This window comes from Streptomyces sp. NPDC031121 (assembly GCF_055570615.1).
In genome coordinates this window covers 248,343-270,581 of record NZ_JBVIGV010000001.1, presented here as the reverse complement: position 1 = coordinate 270,581, position 22,239 = coordinate 248,343, and the positions used below count along the sequence as shown (strand labels likewise).

Sequence of the window (22,239 nt, the reverse complement as noted above, 5' to 3'; positions counted from 1 at the left end):
CTAGCCTGCGTGCATGGGTCTGAATACGTCGGCCGAGGCGCCGCTGCCCGTCGGCCAGGTGTCCCGGCTCATCGGGGGCTGGATCGACCGGCTCGGCCAGGTGTGGGTGGAGGGGCAGATCACCCAGCTGTCGCGGCGGCCGGGGGCGGGGGTGGTGTTCCTGACGCTGCGCGACCCCTCGCACGACGTCTCGATCGCCGTGACCTGCTTCCGGCAGGTCTTCGACGACGTCGCGGACGCGGTGACCGAGGGCTCGCGGGTGGTGGTCCTGGCCAAGCCGGAGTGGTACGCGCCGCGGGGGCAGCTGTCGCTGCGCGCGGCGGAGATCAGGCCGGTCGGGATCGGGGAGCTGCTGGCCCGGCTGGAGCGGCTCAAGCGCTCGCTGGCCTCGGAGGGGCTGTTCGCGCTGGACCGCAAGAAGCCGCTGCCGTTCCTGCCGCAGCTGATCGGGCTGGTGGTGGGGCGGGCGTCGGCGGCCGAGCGGGACGTGCTGGAGAACGCGCGCCGGCGGTGGCCGGCGGTCCGCTTCGAGGTGCGCAACGTCGCGGTGCAGGGGGTGCACGCGGTGCCGCAGGTGGTCCAGGCGGTCAAGGAGCTCGACGACCTGCCCGACGTCGACGTGATCATCGTGGCGCGCGGCGGCGGCAGCGTGGAGGACCTGCTGCCGTTCTCCGACGAGGAGGTCGTGCGGGCCGTCGCCGCGGCCCGTACGCCGGTCGTGTCGGCGATCGGGCACGAGCCGGACTCGCCGCTGCTGGACCTGGTCGCCGACCTGCGGGCCTCGACGCCGACGGACGCGGCGAAGAAGGTCGTACCGGACGTGGGCGAGGAGCTGGAGCGGGTGCAGCAGCTGCGGGGGCGGGGCCTGCGCGCCGTACGGGCGCTGCTCGACCGGGAGGAGCGGGGGCTGGCGCACGCGCTGGCGCGGCCGGTGTTCGTGCACCCGCAGCGGATGGTGGAGGCGCGCGAGGACGAGTTGGAGGCCCTGCTGGGGCGCAGCCGGCGGACGCTGCGGCACCTGCTGGACCGGGCCGACTCGGAGCTGGCGCACACGTTGGCGCGGGTGGTGGCGCTGTCGCCGGCGGCGACGCTGGAGCGGGGGTACGCGGTGCTCCAGCGGGCCGACGGGCACGTGGTGCGCTCGCCGGAGGAGGCCGTGGCGGGCGAGGAGCTGCGGGCGCGGGTCGCGGAGGGCGAGTTCTGCGTCCGCGTGGCCGAAAGCGGGCCGTCGGGCGGCTGAACGGAACGGAACGGGCCGGGCGGCGGTCGGCCGGCGCGGCCTGCCGGCCCGACTTGACGAATCATGTGCGTGTTGCACCTGGGTGGACGAGATGCGAGGCGGAATGGGAATGGCAGCAGAGAACACTGCGTTGGGCTACGAGCAGGCCCGTGACGAGCTGATCGAGGTCGTCCGCAGGCTGGAGGCCGGGGGCACCTCGCTGGAGGAGTCGCTCGCGCTCTGGGAGCGGGGCGAGGAACTGGCGGCGGTGTGCCGGCGCTGGCTGGAGGGCGCCCGCGCCCGGCTGGACTCGGCGCTCGCCGCGCGCGAGGAGGCCGGGGAGGGGCAGGAGGGCCGGGACGCCTGAGGCGGGCGGCGGCCCCCGGGGCGGCCGGAGGGTGATTCGAGCCACTGGCGGCCCGATTTAGTTGAAAGTTCGACTAATTTGGGCGTACAGTCGGTGCATCGATGCACCTCTCCGCATGGAAGAAGGCTTTCCCGTGTCCCTCGTTCTTGACCCCGCCGCCCAGGACCTCCTGTTCCGCGAGGCCCGCACCGCCAACACCTTCTCCGACGAGCCGGTGACCGAGGAGCAGGTCCAGGCGATCTACGACCTGGTCAAGTACGGCCCCACCGCCTTCAACTCCACGCCGCTGCGCATCACGCTCGTGCGCTCCCCCGAGGCCCGCGAGCGCCTCGTGAACCTGATGGCCGAGGGCAACCAGGCGAAGACCGCCGCCGCGCCGCTCGTCGCGATCCTCTCCGCGGACAACGAGTTCCACGAGGAGCTGCCGACCCTGCTGCCGCACTTCCCGCAGGCCAAGGACGTCTTCTTCAGCGAGCGCCCGGCCCGCGAGCAGTCCGCGGTGATGAACGCCGCCATGCAGGCCGCGTACTTCATCGTCGGCGTCCGCGCCGCCGGCCTGGCCGCGGGCCCGATGGGCGGCCTGGACTACGCGGGCGTCCAGAAGGAGTTCCTGGACGACGACCACACCCCGCTGATGGTGGTCAACATCGGCAAGCCCGGCCCGGACGCCTGGCACCCGCGCGGCCCGCGCCTGGGCATCGACGAGGTCATCACCACCGTCTGACGGCCGCCCGCAGGCACACGAAGGCCCCGCACCCCGGCCGGTTCCCGGGGGCGGGGCCTTCCGCACGCTCAGGGCGCCGGGCGCCTTCCGCGCCTACTCGGCCTTCTTGAACTCCAGGGCCGCCGCCATCCGGCCGAGGTCCTCGAACGGCGCGGTCCCGGTCACCACCGTGACGTGGCCCTGCTCCTGCCGGACCAGGGCGTCGTACTTCTCGCCCTCCCAGCGCTCCCACTCCACGCCGGCCACCTGCTGCGTCTGCCCGGTGGCCTTCGCCTTCTGGGTGACGTTCGACAGGTACGCGGCCGAGGGGTCGCTGGACTGCTCGACGGCGACGTACTGGTTCCGCGGGTCGAGGAAGCCGAGGTGCCAGCGGTGGGCCTCCCGCCGGTCGAACTTCACCGAGGTCGCCCGCCACTCCTCCGGCAGGCCCACCGGCGCCGCGAGCGGGTACGGCGCCGCCCGCCGGGCGGTGAGCGTCTCCACCCGGTAGTCGACGACGTGTGTCGGATCGGCCTCGTCGTCGTGCGGGACGAACATGTAGATCCCCGCCACGACCACGCCGATGACCGCCAGCGACCGGACCATGTCCCAGACCGTCTGCTTGCCCTTCATACCTGCCACGCACCCATCGTCCCCCATGGCCGGCGGCGATCTCCGCCGGGGTGGGGGCGCCGGCCGCGCGGCGCGCCGGGGGCGGCGTGCGCACGGCGCCCGCGGGGCGCCCGCAAGGCGGCCGCTCAGGACAAACGGCTGACCGATAATCCGCTCATACGTGACCCGGTCTGCTCAGTTTGTCGGCGTGGCGATAGAGTTCCCACACCCTCACCTTCCCGGCCGTCGTCGTACAGAAAGGTGCGCTCCGATGACCGAGCACAACCTGCCGCCCCAGCTCGAAGTCGCCCCCGAAGCCCCCGACCGCAACCTCGCCCTGGAACTCGTCCGGGTGACCGAGGCCGCCGCCATGGCCGCGGGCCGGTGGGTCGGGCGCGGCGACAAGATCGGCGCCGACGGCGCGGCGGTCAACGCGATGCGGACCCTGATCTCCACCGTCTCGATGAACGGCGTCGTCGTCATCGGCGAGGGCGAGAAGGACGAAGCCCCGATGCTCTACAACGGTGAGCGGGTCGGCGACGGCTCCGGCGCCGAGGTGGACATCGCCGTCGACCCGATCGACGGCACCACCCTGAACGCGAAGGGCATGCCGAACGCGATCGCCGTGCTGGCGGCCGCGGACCGCGGCACCATGTTCGACCCGTCCGCGGTGTTCTACATGGAGAAGCTGGTCACGGGCCCGGAGGCGGCCGACTTCGTCGACATCAACGCCCCGGTGTCGGTGAACATCCGCCGGGTCGCGAAGGCCAAGAACATGGCCGTCGAGGACGTCACCGTCGTCATCCTGGACCGCCCCCGCCACGAGGGCATCGTCCGGGAGATCCGCGAGACGGGCGCCCGCATCAAGTTCATCTCCGACGGCGACGTCGCCGGCTCGGTCATGGCGGTGCGCGAGGGTACCGGCGTGGACCTCCTGATGGGCATCGGCGGCACCCCCGAGGGCATCATCTCGGCCTGCGCCATCAAGTGCCTGGGCGGCGTCATCCAGGGCAAGCTGTGGCCCAAGGACGAGGCGGAGCGGCAGAAGGCCGTCGACGCGGGCCACGACCTGGACCGCGTCCTGACCACGAACGACCTGGTGTCCGGCGAGAACGTCTTCTTCGTCGCCACCGGCATCACGGACGGCGAGCTGCTGCGCGGTGTGCACTACCGCTCGGAGACCGCGACGACGTCCTCCCTGGTCATGCGCTCGAAGTCGGGCACGATCCGCAAGATCGACTCCACCCACCGCCTGTCGAAGCTGCGCGCGTACAGCGCCATCGACTTCGACCGGGCCCAGTAGGGGCTGGAGCGCCCGTACGAGCGCACCCGGGCCGGCGGCTGCGCCGGCACAGCGAGAGGGGCGGTTCCCGTGTGCGGCGGGACCGCCCCTCTCGCGTGGCCTCGTACGGGCTCAGCCCGCGGCGGCTATCGTCCCCGCGCCCGGGGTCTGACGGAGTTCGGCCGCGCGGCGGCGCCTGCGGGCCAGCACGACGCGCCGCTCGGCGGCGGTGAGCCCGCCCCAGACTCCGTACGGCTCGGGTTGCAGCAGGGCGTGCTCGCGGCAGGCGACCATCACAGGGCAGCGCGCGCACACCCGCTTGGCGGCCTCCTCGCGGGAGAGCCGGGCGGCCGTGGGCTCCTTGGAGGGGGCAAAGAACAGTCCCGCCTCGTCCCGGCGGCACACCGCCTCCGCGTGCCAGGGGCCGTCCTCCTCCTGCCTCGCCGGCACCCGCGGCCTCGGCACGGCTGTCGGACGGGCCGTGAGGCTCGGTACGGCGGCTACCTGCAGGGACTGATGCGGCGGATGCTGCACGGTCTACTCCTGACGACGGATACGCAAGCGAGAGACGATGCACCTGTCCCTACCCGCTGTACGCGCCCCTATGCACTGCGTGCGGCGCTGCCGGGGCTCCGGCGGAAGAAGACCGAAATACGACCGCGGGACCGGCCGTTGTCCATGCGTCCGGCCACAGCACTAGCGGAGGTTGTCGCGGAGCTTGCGGGCGAGGTCGACCAGGCGGGAGCCGAGCTTCGGGCGGGCTTCGATGTTCCCGAGCAGGGCGAAGCCGCGGATGATGACCACGGGGGCGTTCGGGTCGACGCTGTCGGTGCCGCTGCCGCTGACTTCGAAGTTGCCGAGGACGCCGCTGCCGTGCCCGCGGAGGGTGACGTTCTCCGGGACCAGGACCTCCACGTTGCCGAGGACGCACGCCACCTCGATCTCGGTGACCTGCTGCTCGAAGACGGCCTGGGTGAGGTCGATGCTGATGTCGCCCATGACGGAGACGGCCCGGGTGTGCGCCGGCGGCCGCCAGCGGCCTTTGCGGGCGCTGCTGCTGCACACGGCGACGACCGTCTCGGAGGGGCCGGGGCGCGCGCCGGAGCCTGTGCCGGCGTAGGCGGGGGCGTGCGCGGCCGCGGCTGACGCGGACCCGGCGGGTGCGGCCCCCGGAGCGGGCAGGTCCTGGACCAGGGCGTCCAGCTCGGCGACGGTCTTGCGGCCGTACAGCGCGTCGAGGCGCTCGGAGTGCTCGTCCGGCGTGAGCCGGCCCTCGGCGACGGCGTCGGCCAGGATCCGCGCGATCCGGTCCCGGTCGGCGTCGGAGGCGCGCAGGCCGCCCGGGGCCGGGGCAGCAGGCGCGACAGGGGCAGCGGGCGCGACGGGGGCCGTCGGCGCGGCGGGGGCAGCAGGCGCGACGGGGGCAGCGGGCGCGACGGGGGCAAGAGGCGCGGCGGGTGCCGCCGGCGCGAGGGGTGCCTCCGGCGCGACGGGGGCCGTCGGCGCGGCGGGGGCAGCAGGCGCGACGGGGGCAGCAGGCGCGACGGGGTGCTTTTCCAGGTCCATGACAGCAGTGTAGTGAGACACGATAGATCGCGATAGTTCCGAGTGAGCCTTACCTCACAGACAAGCGCCCGCGGCGAGGTCCTACGCTGGTTGCGCGCTGCCAATCCGGTCGCCAGCGCTCCCGCCGAGTGAGGATGACTGCCGTCATGCCAGAGTTTGCGTACACCGACCTGCTGCCCCTGGGCGAGGACACCACTCCGTACAGGCTGGTGACCTCCGAAGGCGTCTCGACCTTCGAGGCCGACGGCCGTACGTTCCTCAAGGTCGAGCCCGAGGCGCTGCGCAAGCTCGCCGAAGAGGCCATCCACGACATCCAGCACTTCCTGCGCCCCGCCCACCTCGCGCAGCTGCGCCGCATCATCGACGACCCCGAGGCCTCCGCGAACGACAAGTTCGTCGCCCTCGACCTGTTGAAGAACGCCAACATCGCGGCCGCCGGAGTGCTGCCGATGTGCCAGGACACCGGCACGGCGATCGTCATGGGCAAGCGCGGCCAGAACGTCCTGACCGCCGGCGGCGACGAGGAGGCCCTCTCCCGCGGCATCTACGACGCGTACACGCGGCTGAACCTGCGCTACTCGCAGATGGCCCCGCTGACGATGTGGGAAGAGAAGAACACCGGCTCGAACCTGCCGGCGCAGATCGAGCTGTACGCGACGGACGGCGGCGCGTACAAGTTCCTCTTCATGGCCAAGGGCGGCGGCTCGGCGAACAAGTCCTTCCTCTACCAGGAGACCAAGGCGGTCCTGAACGAGGCCTCCATGATGAAGTTCCTGGAGGAGAAGATCCGCTCGCTGGGCACGGCGGCCTGCCCGCCGTACCACCTGGCGATCGTCGTCGGCGGCACGTCCGCCGAGCACGCCCTGAAGACCGCCAAGTACGCGTCCGCGCACTACCTGGACGAGCTGCCCACCGAGGGCTCCCCCCTCGGCCACGGCTTCCGCGACACGGAGCTGGAGGAGAAGGTCTTCGAGCTGACGCAGAAGCTCGGCATCGGCGCCCAGTTCGGCGGCAAGTACTTCTGCCACGACGTCCGCGTGGTGCGCCTGCCCCGGCACGGCGCGTCCTGCCCCGTCGCCATCGCCGTGTCCTGCTCCGCGGACCGCCAGGCCGTCGCGAAGATCACCGCCGAAGGCGTCTTCCTGGAGCAGCTGGAGCGGGACCCGGCGCGCTTCCTGCCGGACACCACCGACGAGCACCTCGACGCCGCGTCGGACGTCGTCTCCATCGACCTGAACCAGCCGATGGAGGAGATCCTCGCGACGCTGACGAAGCACCCGGTCAAGACCCGGCTGTCGCTGACCGGCCCGCTGGTCGTGGCCCGCGACATCGCGCACGCCAAGATCAAGGAGCGGCTGGACGCGGGCGAGGACATGCCGCAGTACCTCAAGGACCACCCGGTCTACTACGCCGGCCCGGCGAAGACCCCCGAGGGCTACGCCTCGGGCTCCTTCGGCCCGACCACCGCGGGGCGCATGGACTCGTACGTCGAGCAGTTCCAGGCGGCGGGCGGCTCGAAGGTCATGCTGGCCAAGGGCAACCGCTCCCAGCAGGTCACGGACGCGTGCGGCACGCACGGCGGCTTCTACCTGGGCTCCATCGGCGGCCCGGCGGCGCGCCTGGCGCAGGACTGCATCAAGAAGGTCGAGGTCCTGGAGTACGAGGAGCTCGGCATGGAGGCGGTCTGGAAGATCGAGGTGGAGGACTTCCCGGCGTTCATCGTGGTGGACGACAAGGGCAACGACTTCTTCCAGAACCCCGCCCCGGAGCCGACGTTCACCCACATCCCGGTCCGCGGCCCCGGCCTGGCGTAGCCAGCGCTCCCCCGCCCCCAGAGAGCCCCTGGCGCCGACCGCCGGGGGCTCTTGCCGTGCCCCCAACCCGCGGGAAGAAGCCGCCCAGGGGCGCGCAAGAGGTCTGTCCCGGGCAGCTTCTGGCCAGAGAGGGGCATCTGTCACGCAAGTTCGTGCAAGTTGGGTGCGCCCGAGAGTGCCTGCGACGCAAGCTCGCACACAGAGATCGTCAGCCCCGAGCGAGGAGGACACCATGGCTCTGCACAAGCTTGGCAAGGACCCTGAGAGCAAAGACGGCGGCTCGCCCACGATCTACCTGGACGACGCCAGTGACACGTACCTGGTCCAGGGGTTCAAGGTGACGGACGCGGAACGCAGGCAACTGATGGACATCCCCGCCCATGAGGATGTCATCGAGCTGCCGCGACGCATGGTGCAGTTCTTCTTGGAGGTTAAGGGTGCCGACGGTCCCGTCGTTTGAGGAGCTTCTCGCTTCGACCGAGCACAGCGCGATCCATCTGGAGATGCGGGACGGCTACATGGAGTCCGACCCCAGCTTCATGGCCTGGAAGCAGGGCCTCCGCGACCTCCCCGAGGACAACGACCCTGCAATCCGCCACTGGCTGAAGTGGGTCCGCAAGGCCACGGACAGGGGCGTGTCCATCCGCCGAGCCCGGGTGTTCTCCGTCCCGGAATCGGACTACCTCCGGTTCGAGCACCACGTCTCGGACGCCAACGTGAAGGCTGGGGAGGAGATCCGGTGGCTTCCGCGCCGCAACGCTACTGACATCGCCTTCCCGGGGAACGACTTCTGGGTTTTCGACAACAAGACCGTTCTCGTCCTGCACTTCGACGGGAACGGCGAGAGCGCCCCGGGTGACTGGTTGGAGATCACCCAGGACCCGACGATCCTGAAGCTGTGCGTGGGCGCGTTCGAAGCCGTCTGGGAACGGGCCACGCCGCACTCGGATTACCAGCCCACCTGACCCCTGCCCGCCCGTGAACACGTCACCTTCATCAGCAGTCCAAGACGCCCGTGCTGCCCTCGGCAGGCGGCTGCGAGATATTCGCAAGCCGACCGGCCTGACAGCGCGGGCGCTGGCCGCACGTGCGGGTTGGAGCGAGTCCAAGGCTTCTCGCATTGAGAACGGCAAGACTCCGCCCTCAGACCAAGATCTCCTTTCCTACGTCACCATCTGCGGCGTCCCGGAAGACTACGAAGACCTACGCGCCACGGCCCACGGCATCGACGAGATGTACGTGGAGTGGAAGCGATTGCAGCGCGCCGGCCTCAAGCACGCCCAAGAGGCCCACGTTCCCCTGTACGCCCGGACGAGCCGTTTCCGCATCTACGAGCCCGGGGTGATCCCGGGCCTGCTCCAGACGGCCGACTATGCGACCGCCATCATGAAGCGGATCGTGGCCTTCAGGCACATCCCGGACGATGTTGAAGCAGCGGTCAAGGTGCGCATGCTGCGACAGCGCTACCTACACGACGCCCATCGGCACTTTGGGATCGTGCTGGAGGAGTCGGCGTTGCGCTCCCGTTTCGGTGGCCCGGATGTCATGGCTGCCCAGCTCGGACACCTCCTCCGAATCGCCGTGCTGCCTAACGTCAGCCTCGGCGTCGTCCCCATGAGCGCCGAACGGGCCATGTGGCCCGTTGAAGGCTTCTGGATCTACGACGACAACCAAGTGATCATCGAGCTAGCCACGGCACAGGTGACCGTGAAGCAGCCCAGCGAGATCAAGACGTACGCCCACATGTTCGCTGAGCTGGCCAAACTTGCCTGCCATGGGCGGCCCGCACGCGCGTTGATCGCGGAAGCCATCGCCGCACTCGGGTGATTCCCTGCAAGGTCGTGCAAGTTCGCAGAGGCCGTCTTAGCCCCCTTACTAGGGTCATGACATCGACCGGGAAGTCATCGGGAGGGGTGCGTGATGGCAGCCAGTACGGACAGCTTCGAGTACGTGACGTACACCGCAAAGCGGGAGACGTGTCCGTCGTGCAGCATGCCCATCCCCGTTCAGCAGCTTGCCCGACGGGGAATGCTCGGGCAGAAGGACGGCCCGCCGAAAGCCGCCTACTGGCACACCCGGTGCGTCAACGCGGACGGGTCGCGCCGATGACGCGCTCAGTCCTCCGGTACGCCGAGCACCGAATCATCAGAGACCCCGAATCCACGCCCACCGTGGTTGCGAGCTGCCTCCACGAGGGTTGCGGATGGGGTGCTGTTCCCGGCCCCGACGTAGCCGAGGTGGATCGGCAGTGCATGACGCACACGGGCCTGAACGCCGGTCACGGCCGCTTTCTCCGAGGATTCGAGGACATCGCCCTTGTTCATCGGGTCGACAGGACCTGACACGAACCCCCGCCCCCGGCAGGGCGGGAAGCAGCGCAAGCCACAGCCGGTAGGGGGGGGTGATGTGAAATGCGCGTCAACGATCCGGGCGACAAGTCCGGCGGTACGGGTGGGAGCCAGTTCCCGCCCCCGCCCGCCGCCTGAACTCCACCGACAACAGAAGGAGTCTCCCTGTGACGACCATGGTCGAAGGGCCCGCCGCCTTGCGGCGGGGTCGGGACCTCGTCAGTCCCGAGCTGTTCGAGAAGGTCTCCGAGTTCTGCGCCGAGGAGTACGGACACGAACTCTCCACGGCCCGCAACATCGTGGACCAGGCCCTGGCCTTCCTCAAGGTCATGGGCGACGCCCGCGCGTTCGACATGACCCCGTCGAACACCGTAGACCCCGGGTGGCACTCGTTCGCGCTCCACACCACCGCCTACGCCGCGTGGTGTCAGGAACAGTTCGGCTACTTCCTGCACCACGAACCGAAGGCTGCCGTTCGAACCCGCCCCCTGATCGGTTCCGTGGTGGAGCGGATCGAGGCGGCCGGCTTCTACGTCGACGGGGGGATGTGGGGCGCCGCGAAGGGCTGCAACCAGCCCGCCTGCTGCGGCGACGGCGACGGGTGCTGACTCGCTCCCAGGACACGCGGGTCAGGTCGTGATCCGCTCGTACGAAGGAGGGCCCGGGCACGTCACAGGTACCCGGGTCCTCCCCTGAGCGAAGGTACCGCCCATGGCATCCGACGAGGGTCCGACCGGCAGCAGCCGGGTCACCGTGTTCGCCATGTTCGGCGTGGTCTTCGGCTACGCCACGCACCACCTGGACGAACGGCGAATCGGAGACGTCGCAGTCGTCGGCCCTCTGACTCCCGGAGTCGAGTGGGGACGCCTGTGGCAGATGGCCCGCACCTGCGGACGGCCCACGGCCGGCGAGACGGAGCAGGCGCAGTGGGTGCTCACGCAGGCCACCCGCGCCTTCGTCTGCGGCAGCGACCGCATCGGGCAGTTCCGGGAACGGGGGTGGAAGCTGGAGCCCGGCGGCAAGCGCGTCCGGTTCGATGCGACCTACGCCAACCGTGACCACCTGTGGACAGGGAACCTGACCGTCGAAGGCCTCACCCCTGACCAGGTGGCAGAGCGCCCGACGCTCTACCAGGTGTGACCTCCGAAAACCGCCCCTTCGGGTATGGGGGTACTCGGCTTCGCGGCCGGCCTGGGCGCCAGCAGCCTCCACGATCTGCGCCGAAGAGGCCGCGGCCAGAGGGAGCGCTGGTCGGGTCGCTCGCCGCAAGGCGGCCCGGGCCTCCGCGGCGGTGGGCCGGGTGCGGAGGAGCCGGGTGGTGCGGCGTGTGCCGGCGGTGCCCTGCCGGGGGCCCGGGGGGTGGGGCTATAGCGTGGGGCGTATGACGTACCAGGCGTTTTCCGGGGCCCGTGGTGTGCGGGTCGTCGCCCATCGCGGGGCTTCGCACGAGTATCCCGAGCACACGCTCGCCGCCTACCGGCAGGCCATCGCCGACGGGGCCGACGCGTTGGAGTGCGATGTGCGGCTCAGTGCCGACGGGCGGCTGGTGTGCGTGCACGACCGGCGCGTGGACCGCACCTCCGACGGGTCGGGGATCGTCTCCGCCATGACGTACGAGCAGCTCGCCGCGCTCGACTTCGGCTCCTGGAAGGGCGACGAGCACCGCGGCGCGCAGGTGCTGCTGTTCGAGGACCTGTTGAAGGAGGCCCTGGCCGCGGGCCGGCCCGTCGGGCTCGCCGTGGAGACGAAGCACCCGACGCGGGCCGGGGGCCGGTTGGAGGCCGAGCTGGTGCGGGTCCTGAAGGACCACGGGCTGGCCGGCGGGGCGGAGGGGCTGGTGGAGGTGATGAGCTTCTCCCGTACCGCGCTGATGCGGCTGCACCGGCTGGCGCCGGGGCTGCCCGCGGTGTACCTGGTCGAGCGGGCGGTGCGCGCGCCGCGGCCGCCGTTCGCGGGCCACGCCGGGCCGGGCATCGACCTCGTCCGCAAGGACCCGGGGCTGGTGGGGCGGCTGAAGGCCAAGGGGCTCGGGGTGCGGGTGTGGACGGTGGACGAGGTCGAGGACGTCGAGCTGTGCCTGCGGCTCGGCGTGGACACGCTGATCACCAACCGGCCGCGTGAGGTACGGGAGTACCTCGGCCGGCGGTGAGTCCGCGGCCGCGCCCGGCGGCGGCCCTACGTGAAGCGCTGGGCCGGGGTGCCGTCGCAGGGTTGGAGGCGGGCCGGCTGCCGCGGGGCGGAGACGGCCAGGCAGAGGCCGGGGGCGGCGGCGGGGCGCAGGGTGGCGCCGTCGCGGAGCCACTGCTGGTTGGTACCGCCGTGGCAGTTCCACAGGATGGCGCCGGTACCCGCGCGGTAGTCGCCGCCGGGGACGTCGAGGCAGCGGTCGTGGGTGAGCTCGCTGCGGAGGGACCGGCGGGGGGTGTCGTACCACCAGCCCTGGTTGCGGCCGCCGTGGCAGTCCCAGGCGAGGACGCGGGTGCCGTTGGCGGTGGCGGCGCCGTCCGCGTCGAGGCAGTTGCCGGTGGCCGTGTGGCGCAGCGGGCCGAAGAGGTCGTCCCAGGCGCCGGCGGTGAGGACCGGGGTGCCGGTGGAGGCGGGGTCGGCGCAGGAGGCCTCGCGCAGCCCGGAGGCGTACAGCTGGGTGAGGCAGGACGCGAAGGCGGCGTGGCCGCGGGTGTTCGGGTGGAAGGACTGGCGGGCGGTGTCCTCGTCCCACGGGAAGTGGTCGGCGAGGTCGAGGTAGAGCCCGCGGGCCCAGGTGTCCTCCATGCAGACCTCGTGGCCGTGGAAGAGCCGGGAGTTGTCGAGGTAGACGGCGCCGGAGGCGCGGGCGGCGGCGCGGATGCCCTCCTGGAAGGCGGGTACGGCGTGGTTGCGGCCCCAGGCGGCGTCGGAGTCGTATCCGGCGCAGCCGCCGGGGAGCTTGCCGGGGAAGGCGGGGTTGTCGCGGAAGTCGGGGCCGATGGGGCTGGGGTAGCCCATGACGACGAGCCGGTAGTCGGCGTCGGCGTAGCCCGCGTCGCGCATGACGGTCCGGAGGTCGGCGACGGTGGCCTCCACCTTGGGCCGCAGGGCGTCGACGCGGGCCTGCCAGCCGGGGGCGTACGCGGGCTCGCAGGCGCCTTGGGAGAGGATCCAGCGGGTGACGCAGTCGGTCATGACGGGGCCGAACTGCAGGTCGTCGTTGGCTCCGGCGACGAGCAGGACCATGGTGATGCGGGTGTTGCGGGCCTTGATGGCGAGGGTGTCGCTCTGGACGAGTTCGTCGGCGTACTGGGGGGTGCCGCCGATGCGGATGTTGCCGGTGTACGCGCCGGAGCAGGCGGCGTTGAAGGTGAGGTCGGCGGGGATGCCGGTGCGGTGGACGGCCGCTTCGGGTGAGCGGTGGCACTGGTTGGACGGGGTGTTGGTGGCGGGGTCGTAGGTGCCGGTGCCCTCGCCGGAGATCTCGCTGTCGCCGAGCGATATGAGGCCGGTCTTGCGTTCGGCCATGGGGCGGACGGCCGGGTCGCCGTAGATGCGGGTCGCCTCGGCGGCGCGTACGGCCTCCAGGGCGGGCGGCAGCGGCTTGGCGTCCGCGGCGGCGGTGGCCGCCGGGGCCGCGTGGGCCAGGGGGGTGACGGCGGTGGCGCCCCCGAGGGCGGCCGCGGCCGCCGCGAGGGCGGCGAAGGTACATCTGAGCCTGGGTTTCGCACCTACACGTGTCATGTACGCCTCCCCGAGGTCGCTGTTACCGCCGGTACTTACCGAGCGGCAGGGGAGAAGGGAACACGTCGGACACGACGATCGCTCAACTTTTCAAGGAGGCAGCACACATGACGAACGACCAGCACCAGGACGCCGGCACGTCCCCCGCCGGCGGCCACCGCACCGAGCACGACTCCATGGGCGAGGTCAGGGTCCCCGCGCACGCCAAGTGGCGGGCCCAGACACAGCGCGCGGTGGAGAACTTCCCCCTCTCCGGGCAGCGCCTGGAGCGCGCCCACATCGAGGCCCTCGCCCGCATCAAGGCGGCCGCCGCGAAGGTCAACGCGGATCTCGGCGTCATCGCGGACGACGTCGCCGGGGCGATCGCCGAGGCCGCCGCCGAGGTCGCCGAGGGCCGCTGGGACGACCACTTCCCCGTGGACGTCTTCCAGACCGGATCGGGGACCTCGTCCAACATGAACGCCAACGAGGTCATCGCCACCCTGGCGACCGAGCGCCTCGGCCGGGACGTGCACCCCAACGACCACGTCAACGCCTCGCAGAGCTCGAACGACGTGTTCCCCTCGTCCATCCACATCGCCGCGACGGCCGCCGTCACCCGCGAGCTCGTCCCGGCGCTGCGCCACCTCGAACTGGCGCTGGAGCGCAAGGCGGCCGAGTTCGCCGCGGTCGTCAAGGCCGGCCGCACCCACCTGATGGACGCCACCCCGGTCACCCTGGGCCAGGAGTTCGGCGGGTACGCCGCCCAGGTGCGCCTCGGCATCGAGCGGCTGGAGTCGGCCCTGCCCCGGCTGGCCGAACTGCCTCTCGGCGGAACGGCGGTGGGGACCGGAATCAACACCCCGGCCGGCTTCTCGGAGGCCGTGATCGCCGAGGTCGCCGCGGCGACCGGGCTGCCCCTGACGGAGGCCCGCAACCACTTCGAGGCCCAGGGGGCGCGGGACGCGCTGGTGGAGACCTCCGGCGTGCTCCGCACGATCGCGGTCTCCCTGACCAAGATCTGCAACGACCTGCGCTGGATGGCCTCCGGCCCCCGCACGGGATTGGCCGAAATCAACCTCCCGGATCTGCAGCCGGGCTCCTCGATCATGCCGGGGAAGGTCAATCCGGTAGTCCCGGAGGCCGTCCTGATGATCGCGGCGCAGGTGACGGGGAACGACACCGCGGTCGCCGTCGCCGGCGCGGCGGGCAACTTCGAACTCAACGTGATGCTCCCGGTGATGGCCCGGAACCTGCTGGAGTCGATCCGGCTCCTCGGCTCCGGCAGCCGCCTCCTCGCCGACCGCACCGTGGACGGCATCACCGCCAACACGGCACGGGCCAGGGAGTACGCCGAGTCCTCCCCCTCCGTGGTCACCCCCCTCAACCGCCACATCGGCTACGAGGAGGCCGCCCGGGTCGCCAAGCGGGCGCTCGCGGAGCGGAAGACGATCAGGGAGGTGGTCCTGGAGTCCGGCTACGTCGACCGCGGCGAGCTGACCCTGGAGCAGCTCGACGAGGCCCTCGACGTCCTGCGCATGACCCGGCCCTGACACCGCCCCTCCCAGGGGCCGGATCCGGTCGTTTCCCTCCCCCGAACCCCTCCGTGACCTGCACCGCAGCGGGCCCGTCCGCCCCGCCCCTACTATCTGCGCATGACAGGTACCGCAGGCCGCGGGGGCGGCGAGGGTCAGGGCGTCCGGTGGCGGCGGGGCGAGCAGGTCCTCTGGCGCTACCGCGACCACGCGCCGGGCGGCCTGCCGGGCGCGGTCCACATCTGCCGCCCGGTCACCGTCGTCGAGGACACCGCCGACCTGCTGGCGGTGTGGATGGCGCCCGGCACCGAATGCGTCAAGCCCGTCCTGGCCGACGGCACGCCCGTCCACGAGGAGCCGCTCGCGACGCGGTACACGGCGCCGCGGACGACGGTGCGCTCACGCTGGTTCGGCACCGGCGTGCTGAAGCTGGCCCGGCCGGCGGACCCGTGGTCGGTGTGGCTCTTCTGGGAGCCGGGCTGGCGGTTCAAGAGCTGGTACGTGAACCTGGAGGAGCCCCGGACGCGCTGGTCGGGCGGCGTCGACTCCGTCGACCACTTCCTCGACATCTCCGTCCACCCCGACCGCACCTGGACGTGGCGCGACGAGGACGAGTTCGCGCAGGCGCAGCGGGCCGGCCTGATGGGCCCGGAGCGGGCGCGCCGGGTGCAGGAGGCCGGCCGGGCCGCGCTGGAGGCCGTCAAGGCGTGGGGCTCCCCGTTCTCGGACGGGTGGGAGGACTGGCGCCCCGATCCGGCATGGACGGTTCCGGCCCTGCCCGGGGACTGGGACCGCACCCCGGCGCATATGACCTCATGAGACCCTTGATGCGCCCCCGGGGTTGAACCGTAATATCTCCCTCCGCAAGGTCCCCTGCACACCGCACGCCTGCCGCCGGCGCGCAAACCACGCGCAGTACGCGGCACTTGACGGGAGGTCAACGCGGAGAGAGGTAACGAGCGGGACGCGGAACCGCGGGGCGGTGGTGCCCCCGCCGCTGAGCGGGTATACCGCGACTGACCGAGTTGAGTGCAGCGCACATCGAGCGCAAACGGACGGAATGCCACGCGTGACGGAGTACCCCACCTCGCAGGAGGGCCCGCAGCCTGCCGCGGCCGCCGCGACACCGGCCCAGGGCGGCCCGGGCCTGCCCGCCGGGGCCGGCGGAGCCGCGGACGGGCGGGGCCGCGGCGCGTCCGGCGGGGCGTGCGCCGCGGACGAACTCGGCCACGGGAAGGCTCCGGCCCCGGCCGCCGAGGGCGTACGCGACACGGGGGCCCCGGGCGCCGGCCCGGTCCGCGCCCACGCCGACGGGGGCGTCGGCCCCGACGTGCCGCGCCAGCGCCGCACCCGCGACGGCGCCGCCGCCCGCAACGCCTCCGCGCCGGCCGCCCCCTCCCCCGCCCTCCCGGACACCGCGCCCGGGGGCGCCGCCGGACCGGCCCCGGAAGCGGCCCCCGCCGCGCCTCAGGCCCCGCCGGCCGGTCCCGAGGACGCCCGCGACATCCTGCCGGACGCCGCCGCCGACGCCGCCGCAGACCCGGCTGCCGACCCGGCCGCCGCCGACGGGGCGTCGCCGGCCCGCCGCGAGGGCGACCGGCTGCGGTTCGTGGGCGCCGCGACGCGCCGGATCGCCCGCGGCATCGACCTGGACGAGATCGTGCTCGGCCTGTGCCGGGCCACGGTCCCGACGTTCTCCGACGCCATCCTCGTCTACCTGCGCGACCCGCTCCCGGTCGGCGACGAGCGGCCCGTCGGCCCGGTCGTTTTAAGGCTGCGCCGCACCGACCGGCTCCGGCCGATCGACGACCTGACCGGAGCCGAGGGCGCCGGGGCCGCGGGGGGCGCCGGCGAACTCGACTTCAGCCAGCTGCCGCTGCTCGGCCCGCAGGGCGACCTGCCCGCCGCCGAACTCTGCGAGATCATGCCCGGCGGGGCGCTCGCCGAGGTGCTGCGCGGCGTCCGCCCGGTCTTCGGCTCCTCCGCGGGCGCCCAGGACGCCCTGCCGGAGCTGCTGGGCGCCGGGCACCCCCGCCCGCGCGGCCGGCGGGCCATCCTGGCCCCGCTGCGCGGCCGCCGCCGGGTGATCGGCGCGGCCGTGTTCCTGCGCAGCCCGGAGCGGCCCGCGTTCGAGCAGAACGACCTGCTGGTCGCCGCCCAGCTCGCCACGCACACCGCCCTCGGCATCGACAAGGCCGTCCTGTACGGCCGCGAGGCGTACATCGCCGACGAGCTCCAGCGCACCATGCTCCCGGACAGCCTGCCCCAGCCGACGGGCGTCAGGCTCGCCTCCCGCTACCTGCCCGCCGCGGAGACGGCCCGGGTCGGCGGCGACTGGTACGACGCCATACCCCTGCCCGGCAGCCGCGTCGCGCTCGTCGTCGGCGACGTCATGGGGCACTCCATGACGTCCGCGGCCATCATGGGGCAGCTGCGGACCACCGCGCAGACGCTGGCCCAGCTCGACCTGCCGCCGGCCGAGGTGCTGCACCACCTCGACGAGCAGGCGCAGCGGCTCGGCTCGGACCGCATGGCCACCTGCCTGTACGCCGTCTACGACCCGGTGTCGCACCGCATCACCATCGCCAACGCGGGCCATCCGCCGCCGGTCCTGCTCCACCTGGGCGGCCGCGCCGAGGTGCTGCGGGTGCCGCCGGGCGCGCCCATCGGCGTCGGCGGCGTCGACTTCGAGGCCGTCGAGCTGGACGCGCCCGCCGGGGCGACCCTGCTGCTGTACACCGACGGGCTGGTGGAGTCCCGGCTGCGGGACGTGTGGACCGGCATCGACCAGCTCCGCGAGCGCCTGGCCACCACCGCCCAGCTGACGGGCCTGGACCACCCGCCGCCGCTGGAGGCCCTCTGCGACGACGTCCTCGACATGCTCGGCCCCGGCGACCGGGACGACGACATCGCGCTGCTCGCCGCCCGCTTCGACGGGATCGCGCCCAGCGACGTCGCGTACTGGTTCCTCGACCCGGAGGAGACCGCGCCGGGCCGGGCCCGCCGCTTCGCGCGGCGCGCGCTGACCCGCTGGGGGCTGGAGGAGCTGGAGGACTCGGTGGAGCTCCTCGTCAGCGAGGTCGTCACCAACGCGGTCCGCTACGCGGAGCGGCCCGTCACACTGCGCCTGCTGCGGACGGACGTGCTGCGCTGCGAGGTCGGCGACGACTCCCCGCAGCTGCCGCGCCAGCGCCGCGCCCGCGAGACCGACGAGGGCGGCCGCGGGCTGTTCCTGGTGAACCGGATGGCCCGCCGCTGGGGTGCGACCCGGCTGAGCAGCGGCAAGGTGGTCTGGTTCGAGCTGCCGCTGCCCGCCGGGCGCGACCGGCGCTGACGGCCGGGCCGCCGCCCGCCGCCGGAAAGACCGCCGCCCCGCAGCATCAGTGCTGCGGGGCGGCGGTCTTTCACGGCTGGTCCTGCTGTTGGAACGGCGGCAGGACGGGCGGGCTGGCCGAGCTCTTCGTCGGGTCCGGCTTGATGGAGCCGCTCTTGGTCGGGTCCGGCTTGCCGGAGCTCTTGCTCGGGTCCGGGCTCGGCGAGAGCTTGCTCGGGTCCGGGCTGGGCGAGAGCTGGCTGCCGCTCGGCGACGGGCTGCTCGAGCTGGGCGAGTTCGACGGGGAGGTGCTGCGCGACGGGGTCTGGACGGCGCCCATCTCCGCCTCGGAGAGGTCGAACTTCGCGGTGTTCACGCCCTTGAGGGCGGCCAGCGTGTACGCCTTCCAGATGTCGGCGGGGAAGCTGGAGCCGCCGGCGCGGCCGCCGCCCGCGGTGCCGGTCAGGGTGACCTGCTTGCCGGTGCCCGGCTCCTCGCCGAACATCGCGACGACGGTGACGAGTTCGGGGGTGTACGCGGTGAACCAGGCGGACACGTTGGACTCGGTGGTGCCGGTCTTGCCGGCGGCCTCGTACGCGGAGCTCTTGACGGCCTTGCCGGAGCCGTCGTTGACGACGCCGGTGAGGACCTTGGTCACGGTGTCGGCGGTCTCGCGGGTGATCGCCTGGCCGCCGACCGACTCGACCTTCTGGAACTCGCGGATGCTGTGCTCGGCGCTCTTGATGATCGAGGGGGTGACCCTCTTGCCGTGGTTGTCGAGGGTGGCGTAGACGGCGGCCATCTCGACGGTGTTGGCGCTCATCGTGCCGAGCGACATGGCCGGCTTGTCCTCGGGCCAGCCCTCGCGGTCCTTCATGCCGAGCTGGAGCGCGGTCTTCTTCGCGTTCTGCGGCTTCACGTCGACGATCATCTGGGCGTAGACGGAGTTCACCGAGTAGTTGGTGGCCTCCTGCACCGTCATCATCGGGTCGCCGTAGTTCTTGTTGTCCTGGTTCTGCGGGTTGAACGGGATCCTGCTGCCGACGACCGGGCGCTTGCTGGTGCCGTCGTACAGGGCGTTCGGGGTGATCGGCTTCTTGTCCTGGGTGACCGCCTTGGTCTCCAGGGCGGAGGCCAGCACGACGGGCTTGAACGTCGAGCCCGGCTGGTAGTCGGTGCGCAGCGCGTTGCTCGCCCAGTGGTCGGACATGCCCGTGCCGCCGTACATGGCGACGATGGCGCCGGTCTTGGGGTCGACGGAGGTGGCGCCGGCCTGGACGGCGGCGTCGACGGGGCGGTCCTTGCGGTCGAGCTTGGACTCCAGCTCGTCGTTGACGGCCTTCTCCAGCGCGGCCTGCTTCTTCGGGTCGATGTTGAGGACGATCTCCCAGCCGCCGGCCTGGAGTTCGGCGGCGGACATCTTCGTCTGGCGGCGCAGCTCGGCGTCCGCGGCCTGCTTCAGGTAGCCCTTCTGGCCTTCGAGGCCGGGGGCGGGCTTGGGCTTGATCGGCTCCTGGAACTTCAGGGTGTCGCGCTTGGCCTTGTCCAGCTCGCCCATCTCGACCATGTTGTCGAGGACGCCGTTGAAGCGGATCATGACAAGCTTCTTGCCGCGCTCGCTCGCGCTGGCCCAGTCGTAGTCGCTGGGGGCCTGGAGGAGGGCCGCCAGGTAGGCGCCCTGCTCCAGGGTGAGCTTGCTGGAGTCGATGCCGTAGTAGGCCTGGGAGGCGGCCTGGATGCCGTACGCGCCGCGGCCGAAGTAGCTGGTGTTCAGGTAGCCGGCGAGGATGTCGTCCTTCTCCATGCGCTGGTCGACCTTGAGGGAGATCACCAGTTCCTTCACCTTGCGCGTGGCCGTCTGGTCCTGCGTCAGGTAGAAGTTCTTGACGTACTGCTGGGTGATGGTCGAGCCGCCCGCCTTGCCGCGGCCGGTGGCCGTGTTGAACAGGCCTCGGGCGACGCCCATGAAGTCGACGCCGCGGTCCTTGTAGAAGGACTTGTTCTCGATCGCGATGAAGGCGTTGCGGACGTCCTTCGGCACCTTGTCGAGGGTGACGATCTCGCGGTTCATCTTGCCCTCGCGGGCCATGATGGTGCCGTCGGCGTACTTGTAGGTGTTGCTCTGGAGGGTCGCCTCGGCGTTGGGGTCGGGCTCCTCCACGTAGAAGTAGAGGCCGACGAGCGCTGCCATGCCGAGCAGCATCAACCCGAAGAACGTCCCGAGGACCTTCTTCCAGGTGAAGAAGCGGCGTATACCGGTCCGCTTGCCGGCGCGCCCCTTTCCGTCCGCGCGCCCGCGCGGCGACCGCCGCGCGCTGCGCTGCTGCTGCGCCCTACGCGCATCTGCTCGGCCCATCGCTCCCGCTCCGCTCGAATTCCCCCCCGACGTCAGCTCTGAAAGCTAACACCGGAGGTTGTGACAAAGGTTTGCCAAGCCTGACCAATTTCGGTCAATTCGGACGTGAGAATCAGCACCCACATCAAGGGAACCGACGCGTGCCGGGCGCCCAGGGTTGCGGAAACCACCAAAAGTGATATCACTTTGCTAGGCCCAAGGGGGGCCGTCGCCGAAGCGAACGGGGCATACCATGACGAACACCACAGAGGGCGGGACCGGCATCCGCGAGTTCCCGGCGCGCAGCGTCGGCGGCGGGCTGGCCCTGCTGGCGGGCCTGGCGGGGGTCGCGGGCGGCGTCTGCCTCATCGCCGCCGGGGCCCAGGGGGACGGCACCTCCGCCCAACCGGCGCTGGTGGCAGGGGGGATCGTCCTGGCACTGCTGTCGGTGCTGGCGATGTGCGGGCTGAACACGGTGGCCCCGGGCGAGGCCCGGGTGGTCCAGCTCTTCGGCCGCTACCGCGGCACCATCCGCACCGACGGCCTGCGCTGGGTGAACCCGCTGACCTCGCGGAAGAGGATCTCCACCCGCGTACGCAACCACGAGACGGCCGTCCTGAAGGTCAACGACGCCTACGGCAACCCCATCGAGCTGGCCGCGGTCGTGGTCTGGCGGGTCGAGGACACCGCGCGCGCCGTCTTCGAGGTGGACGACTTCACCGAGTTCGTGGAGACCCAGACCGAGGCGGCGGTCCGGCACATCGCGATCGAGTACCCCTACGACGCCCACGACGAGGGCGGCCTCTCGCTGCGCGGCAACGCCGAGGAGATCACCGAGAAGCTCGCCGCCGAGCTGCACGACCGGGTCGAGGCGGCCGGCGTGCACATCGTCGAGTCCCGCTTCACCCACCTCGCGTACGCTCCGGAGATCGCCTCGGCGATGCTCCAGCGCCAGCAGGCCGGCGCGGTCGTCGCGGCCCGCAAGCAGATCGTCGAGGGCGCCGTGGGCATGGTCGAGCTGGCCCTGAACCGCCTGACGGAGGAGGACATCGTGGATCTGGACCCGGAGCGCAAGGCCGCCATGGTCTCGAACCTCATGGTGGTGCTCTGCGGCGACCGCGCCGCCCAGCCCGTCGTGAACACCGGGACGCTCTACCAGTGAGCGGCGACCCCTCCGGCGGCACCGGACGGGCCGGCGGGGAGCGGGCGGCCGGGCAGCGGGCGGCGGGCCGCGCCGCCCGCAAGCAGGTGCTGCTGCGCCTCGACCCGCAGGTGTACGAGGCCCTCGCCCGCTGGGCGGGCGAGGAACTGCGCAGCACCAACGCGCAGATCGAGTTCCTGCTGCGGCGCGCCCTCGCCGAGACGGGGCGGCTGCCGGGCGGCGCCGCCCCCATCCCGCCGCGCGGCCGGCCGCCCCGCTCCTCCCCCGGCCCCTGACGGCCTCCGGCCCGTGAC

General features: G+C 72.0%; 22 protein-coding genes. 17 read left to right on the top strand and 5 right to left on the bottom strand.

Features of this window, described 5'->3' with window-relative positions:
* Window positions 1-13 precede the first annotated feature (13 nt).
* The 3 genes from xseA (at window position 14) to ACZ462_RS01285 (ending at window position 2,310) form a co-directional block, all read left to right on the top strand.
* On the top strand, window positions 14-1,240 hold the full coding sequence (gene xseA / locus ACZ462_RS01295; RefSeq protein ID WP_467806208.1) for an exodeoxyribonuclease VII large subunit: 1,227 nt from the start codon (window positions 14-16) through the stop codon (window positions 1,238-1,240).
* 109 nt (window positions 1,241-1,349) lie between these two features.
* Entirely contained in the window at window positions 1,350-1,586 is a 237-nt protein-coding gene (locus tag ACZ462_RS01290; protein WP_467806207.1) for an exodeoxyribonuclease VII small subunit, read from the top strand.
* 133 nt (window positions 1,587-1,719) lie between these two features.
* Window positions 1,720-2,310 (top strand): malonic semialdehyde reductase, encoded by a 591-nt coding sequence (locus ACZ462_RS01285; RefSeq protein WP_125543863.1) that lies wholly within the window; start codon window positions 1,720-1,722, stop codon window positions 2,308-2,310.
* Between the two features lie 93 nt (window positions 2,311-2,403).
* Here the strand turns inward: ACZ462_RS01285 and ACZ462_RS01280 are convergent, their stop codons facing one another.
* Window positions 2,404-2,922 (bottom strand): DUF4245 domain-containing protein, encoded by a 519-nt coding sequence (locus tag ACZ462_RS01280; RefSeq protein WP_467806307.1) that lies wholly within the window; start codon window positions 2,920-2,922, stop codon window positions 2,404-2,406.
* Between the two features lie 250 nt (window positions 2,923-3,172).
* Between ACZ462_RS01280 and glpX the strand changes: the two genes are divergently transcribed.
* The gene (glpX, locus tag ACZ462_RS01275; RefSeq protein WP_114053972.1) at window positions 3,173-4,204 is read left to right on the top strand and encodes a class II fructose-bisphosphatase; all 1,032 of its coding nucleotides are present in this window, start codon (window positions 3,173-3,175) and stop codon (window positions 4,202-4,204) included.
* Window positions 4,205-4,315: 111 nt separating this feature from the next.
* Here the strand turns inward: glpX and ACZ462_RS01270 are convergent, their stop codons facing one another.
* Both ACZ462_RS01270 and ACZ462_RS01265 read right to left on the bottom strand, forming a co-directional pair.
* Window positions 4,316-4,717: a WhiB family transcriptional regulator gene (locus ACZ462_RS01270; protein ID WP_467806205.1), complete on the bottom strand. Its 402-nt coding sequence runs from the start codon at window positions 4,715-4,717 to the stop codon at window positions 4,316-4,318.
* A gap of 162 nt (window positions 4,718-4,879) precedes the next feature.
* Window positions 4,880-5,749: a DUF1707 SHOCT-like domain-containing protein gene (locus ACZ462_RS01265; RefSeq protein WP_467806203.1), complete on the bottom strand. Its 870-nt coding sequence runs from the start codon at window positions 5,747-5,749 to the stop codon at window positions 4,880-4,882.
* Between the two features lie 146 nt (window positions 5,750-5,895).
* Between ACZ462_RS01265 and ACZ462_RS01260 the strand changes: the two genes are divergently transcribed.
* From ACZ462_RS01260 to ACZ462_RS01225, 8 genes are all read left to right on the top strand, one after another.
* Window positions 5,896-7,563, top strand: a complete 1,668-nt coding sequence (locus ACZ462_RS01260; protein ID WP_467806201.1) for a fumarate hydratase — start codon at window positions 5,896-5,898, stop codon at window positions 7,561-7,563.
* A gap of 232 nt (window positions 7,564-7,795) precedes the next feature.
* Window positions 7,796-8,023, top strand: a complete 228-nt coding sequence (locus ACZ462_RS01255) for a hypothetical protein (protein WP_467806199.1) — start codon at window positions 7,796-7,798, stop codon at window positions 8,021-8,023.
* 43 nt (window positions 8,024-8,066) lie between these two features.
* Window positions 8,067-8,528 (top strand): DUF6879 family protein, encoded by a 462-nt coding sequence (locus tag ACZ462_RS01250; RefSeq protein WP_467806197.1) that lies wholly within the window; start codon window positions 8,067-8,069, stop codon window positions 8,526-8,528.
* Between the two features lie 13 nt (window positions 8,529-8,541).
* Window positions 8,542-9,390 (top strand): helix-turn-helix domain-containing protein, encoded by an 849-nt coding sequence (locus ACZ462_RS01245; protein WP_467806196.1) that lies wholly within the window; start codon window positions 8,542-8,544, stop codon window positions 9,388-9,390.
* Between the two features lie 278 nt (window positions 9,391-9,668).
* Window positions 9,669-9,905: a DUF7848 domain-containing protein gene (locus tag ACZ462_RS01240; RefSeq protein ID WP_467806192.1), complete on the top strand. Its 237-nt coding sequence runs from the start codon at window positions 9,669-9,671 to the stop codon at window positions 9,903-9,905.
* A gap of 182 nt (window positions 9,906-10,087) precedes the next feature.
* Window positions 10,088-10,519, top strand: a complete 432-nt coding sequence (locus ACZ462_RS01235) for a glycine-rich domain-containing protein (RefSeq protein WP_467806306.1) — start codon at window positions 10,088-10,090, stop codon at window positions 10,517-10,519.
* Window positions 10,520-10,622: 103 nt separating this feature from the next.
* Complete coding sequence (locus ACZ462_RS01230) at window positions 10,623-11,051, top strand: hypothetical protein (RefSeq protein WP_467806191.1); 429 nt, start codon at window positions 10,623-10,625, stop codon at window positions 11,049-11,051.
* Between the two features lie 241 nt (window positions 11,052-11,292).
* The gene (locus ACZ462_RS01225) at window positions 11,293-12,060 is read left to right on the top strand and encodes a glycerophosphodiester phosphodiesterase (protein WP_467806189.1); all 768 of its coding nucleotides are present in this window, start codon (window positions 11,293-11,295) and stop codon (window positions 12,058-12,060) included.
* A gap of 26 nt (window positions 12,061-12,086) precedes the next feature.
* Here ACZ462_RS01225 and ACZ462_RS01220 read toward each other — a convergent pair whose 3' ends face one another.
* Entirely contained in the window at window positions 12,087-13,622 is a 1,536-nt protein-coding gene (locus ACZ462_RS01220) for a ricin-type beta-trefoil lectin domain protein (protein ID WP_467806188.1), read from the bottom strand.
* A gap of 107 nt (window positions 13,623-13,729) precedes the next feature.
* Between ACZ462_RS01220 and ACZ462_RS01215 the strand changes: the two genes are divergently transcribed.
* From ACZ462_RS01215 to ACZ462_RS01205, 3 genes are all read left to right on the top strand, one after another.
* Window positions 13,730-15,154, top strand: coding sequence for a class II fumarate hydratase (locus ACZ462_RS01215; protein ID WP_467806186.1), 1,425 nt, complete (start codon window positions 13,730-13,732; stop codon window positions 15,152-15,154).
* Between the two features lie 102 nt (window positions 15,155-15,256).
* Window positions 15,257-15,955, top strand: coding sequence for a cytidylyl-2-hydroxypropylphosphonate hydrolase (fomD, locus tag ACZ462_RS01210; protein ID WP_467806185.1), 699 nt, complete (start codon window positions 15,257-15,259; stop codon window positions 15,953-15,955).
* Between the two features lie 241 nt (window positions 15,956-16,196).
* Window positions 16,197-18,470 carry a SpoIIE family protein phosphatase gene (locus ACZ462_RS01205; protein ID WP_467806183.1) on the top strand — a complete coding sequence of 758 codons (2,274 nt, stop codon included), beginning with the start codon at window positions 16,197-16,199 and terminating at the stop codon, window positions 18,468-18,470.
* Window positions 18,471-18,540: 70 nt separating this feature from the next.
* On the opposite strand, the gene ACZ462_RS01200 is transcribed toward ACZ462_RS01205, so the two are convergent.
* A complete protein-coding gene (locus tag ACZ462_RS01200; RefSeq protein WP_467806181.1) occupies window positions 18,541-20,805 on the bottom strand; it encodes a transglycosylase domain-containing protein in 2,265 nt (754 codons plus the stop codon).
* Window positions 20,806-21,037: 232 nt separating this feature from the next.
* Between ACZ462_RS01200 and ACZ462_RS01195 the strand changes: the two genes are divergently transcribed.
* The gene (locus tag ACZ462_RS01195; RefSeq protein WP_467806179.1) at window positions 21,038-21,946 is read left to right on the top strand and encodes an SPFH domain-containing protein; all 909 of its coding nucleotides are present in this window, start codon (window positions 21,038-21,040) and stop codon (window positions 21,944-21,946) included.
* Window positions 21,943-22,221 (top strand): type II toxin-antitoxin system antitoxin, encoded by a 279-nt coding sequence (locus ACZ462_RS01190; RefSeq protein ID WP_467806177.1) that lies wholly within the window; start codon window positions 21,943-21,945, stop codon window positions 22,219-22,221. Before ACZ462_RS01195 ends, ACZ462_RS01190 begins: the two co-directional genes overlap by 4 nt.
* The last annotated feature ends 18 nt before the right edge of the window (window positions 22,222-22,239 follow it).

Bases quoted from the DNA above. Each gene is read 5' to 3' on its own strand.
- ACZ462_RS01280 (WP_467806307.1), bottom strand. From the start codon at position 2,922: ATGAAGGGCAAGCAGACGGTCTGGGACATGGTCCGGTCGCTGGCGGTC.
- ACZ462_RS01225 (WP_467806189.1), top strand. From the start codon at position 11,293: ATGACGTACCAGGCGTTTTCCGGGGCCCGTGGTGTGCGGGTCGTCGCC.
- ACZ462_RS01260 (WP_467806201.1), top strand. From the start codon at position 5,896: ATGCCAGAGTTTGCGTACACCGACCTGCTGCCCCTGGGCGAGGACACC.
- ACZ462_RS01205 (WP_467806183.1), top strand. From the start codon at position 16,197: ATGCCACGCGTGACGGAGTACCCCACCTCGCAGGAGGGCCCGCAGCCT.
- ACZ462_RS01195 (WP_467806179.1), top strand. From the start codon at position 21,038: ATGACGAACACCACAGAGGGCGGGACCGGCATCCGCGAGTTCCCGGCG.
- ACZ462_RS01230 (WP_467806191.1), top strand. From the start codon at position 10,623: ATGGCATCCGACGAGGGTCCGACCGGCAGCAGCCGGGTCACCGTGTTC.
- ACZ462_RS01250 (WP_467806197.1), top strand. From the start codon at position 8,067: ATGCGGGACGGCTACATGGAGTCCGACCCCAGCTTCATGGCCTGGAAG.
- ACZ462_RS01200 (WP_467806181.1), bottom strand. From the start codon at position 20,805: ATGGGCCGAGCAGATGCGCGTAGGGCGCAGCAGCAGCGCAGCGCGCGG.
- ACZ462_RS01265 (WP_467806203.1), bottom strand. From the start codon at position 5,749: ATGGACCTGGAAAAGCACCCCGTCGCGCCTGCTGCCCCCGTCGCGCCT.
- ACZ462_RS01220 (WP_467806188.1), bottom strand. From the start codon at position 13,622: ATGACACGTGTAGGTGCGAAACCCAGGCTCAGATGTACCTTCGCCGCC.
- ACZ462_RS01255 (WP_467806199.1), top strand. From the start codon at position 7,796: ATGGCTCTGCACAAGCTTGGCAAGGACCCTGAGAGCAAAGACGGCGGC.
- ACZ462_RS01235 (WP_467806306.1), top strand. From the start codon at position 10,088: ATGGTCGAAGGGCCCGCCGCCTTGCGGCGGGGTCGGGACCTCGTCAGT.
- glpX (WP_114053972.1), top strand. From the start codon at position 3,173: ATGACCGAGCACAACCTGCCGCCCCAGCTCGAAGTCGCCCCCGAAGCC.
- ACZ462_RS01215 (WP_467806186.1), top strand. From the start codon at position 13,730: ATGACGAACGACCAGCACCAGGACGCCGGCACGTCCCCCGCCGGCGGC.
- ACZ462_RS01240 (WP_467806192.1), top strand. From the start codon at position 9,669: ATGACGCGCTCAGTCCTCCGGTACGCCGAGCACCGAATCATCAGAGAC.
- fomD (WP_467806185.1), top strand. From the start codon at position 15,257: ATGACAGGTACCGCAGGCCGCGGGGGCGGCGAGGGTCAGGGCGTCCGG.
- xseA (WP_467806208.1), top strand. From the start codon at position 14: ATGGGTCTGAATACGTCGGCCGAGGCGCCGCTGCCCGTCGGCCAGGTG.
- ACZ462_RS01290 (WP_467806207.1), top strand. From the start codon at position 1,350: ATGGCAGCAGAGAACACTGCGTTGGGCTACGAGCAGGCCCGTGACGAG.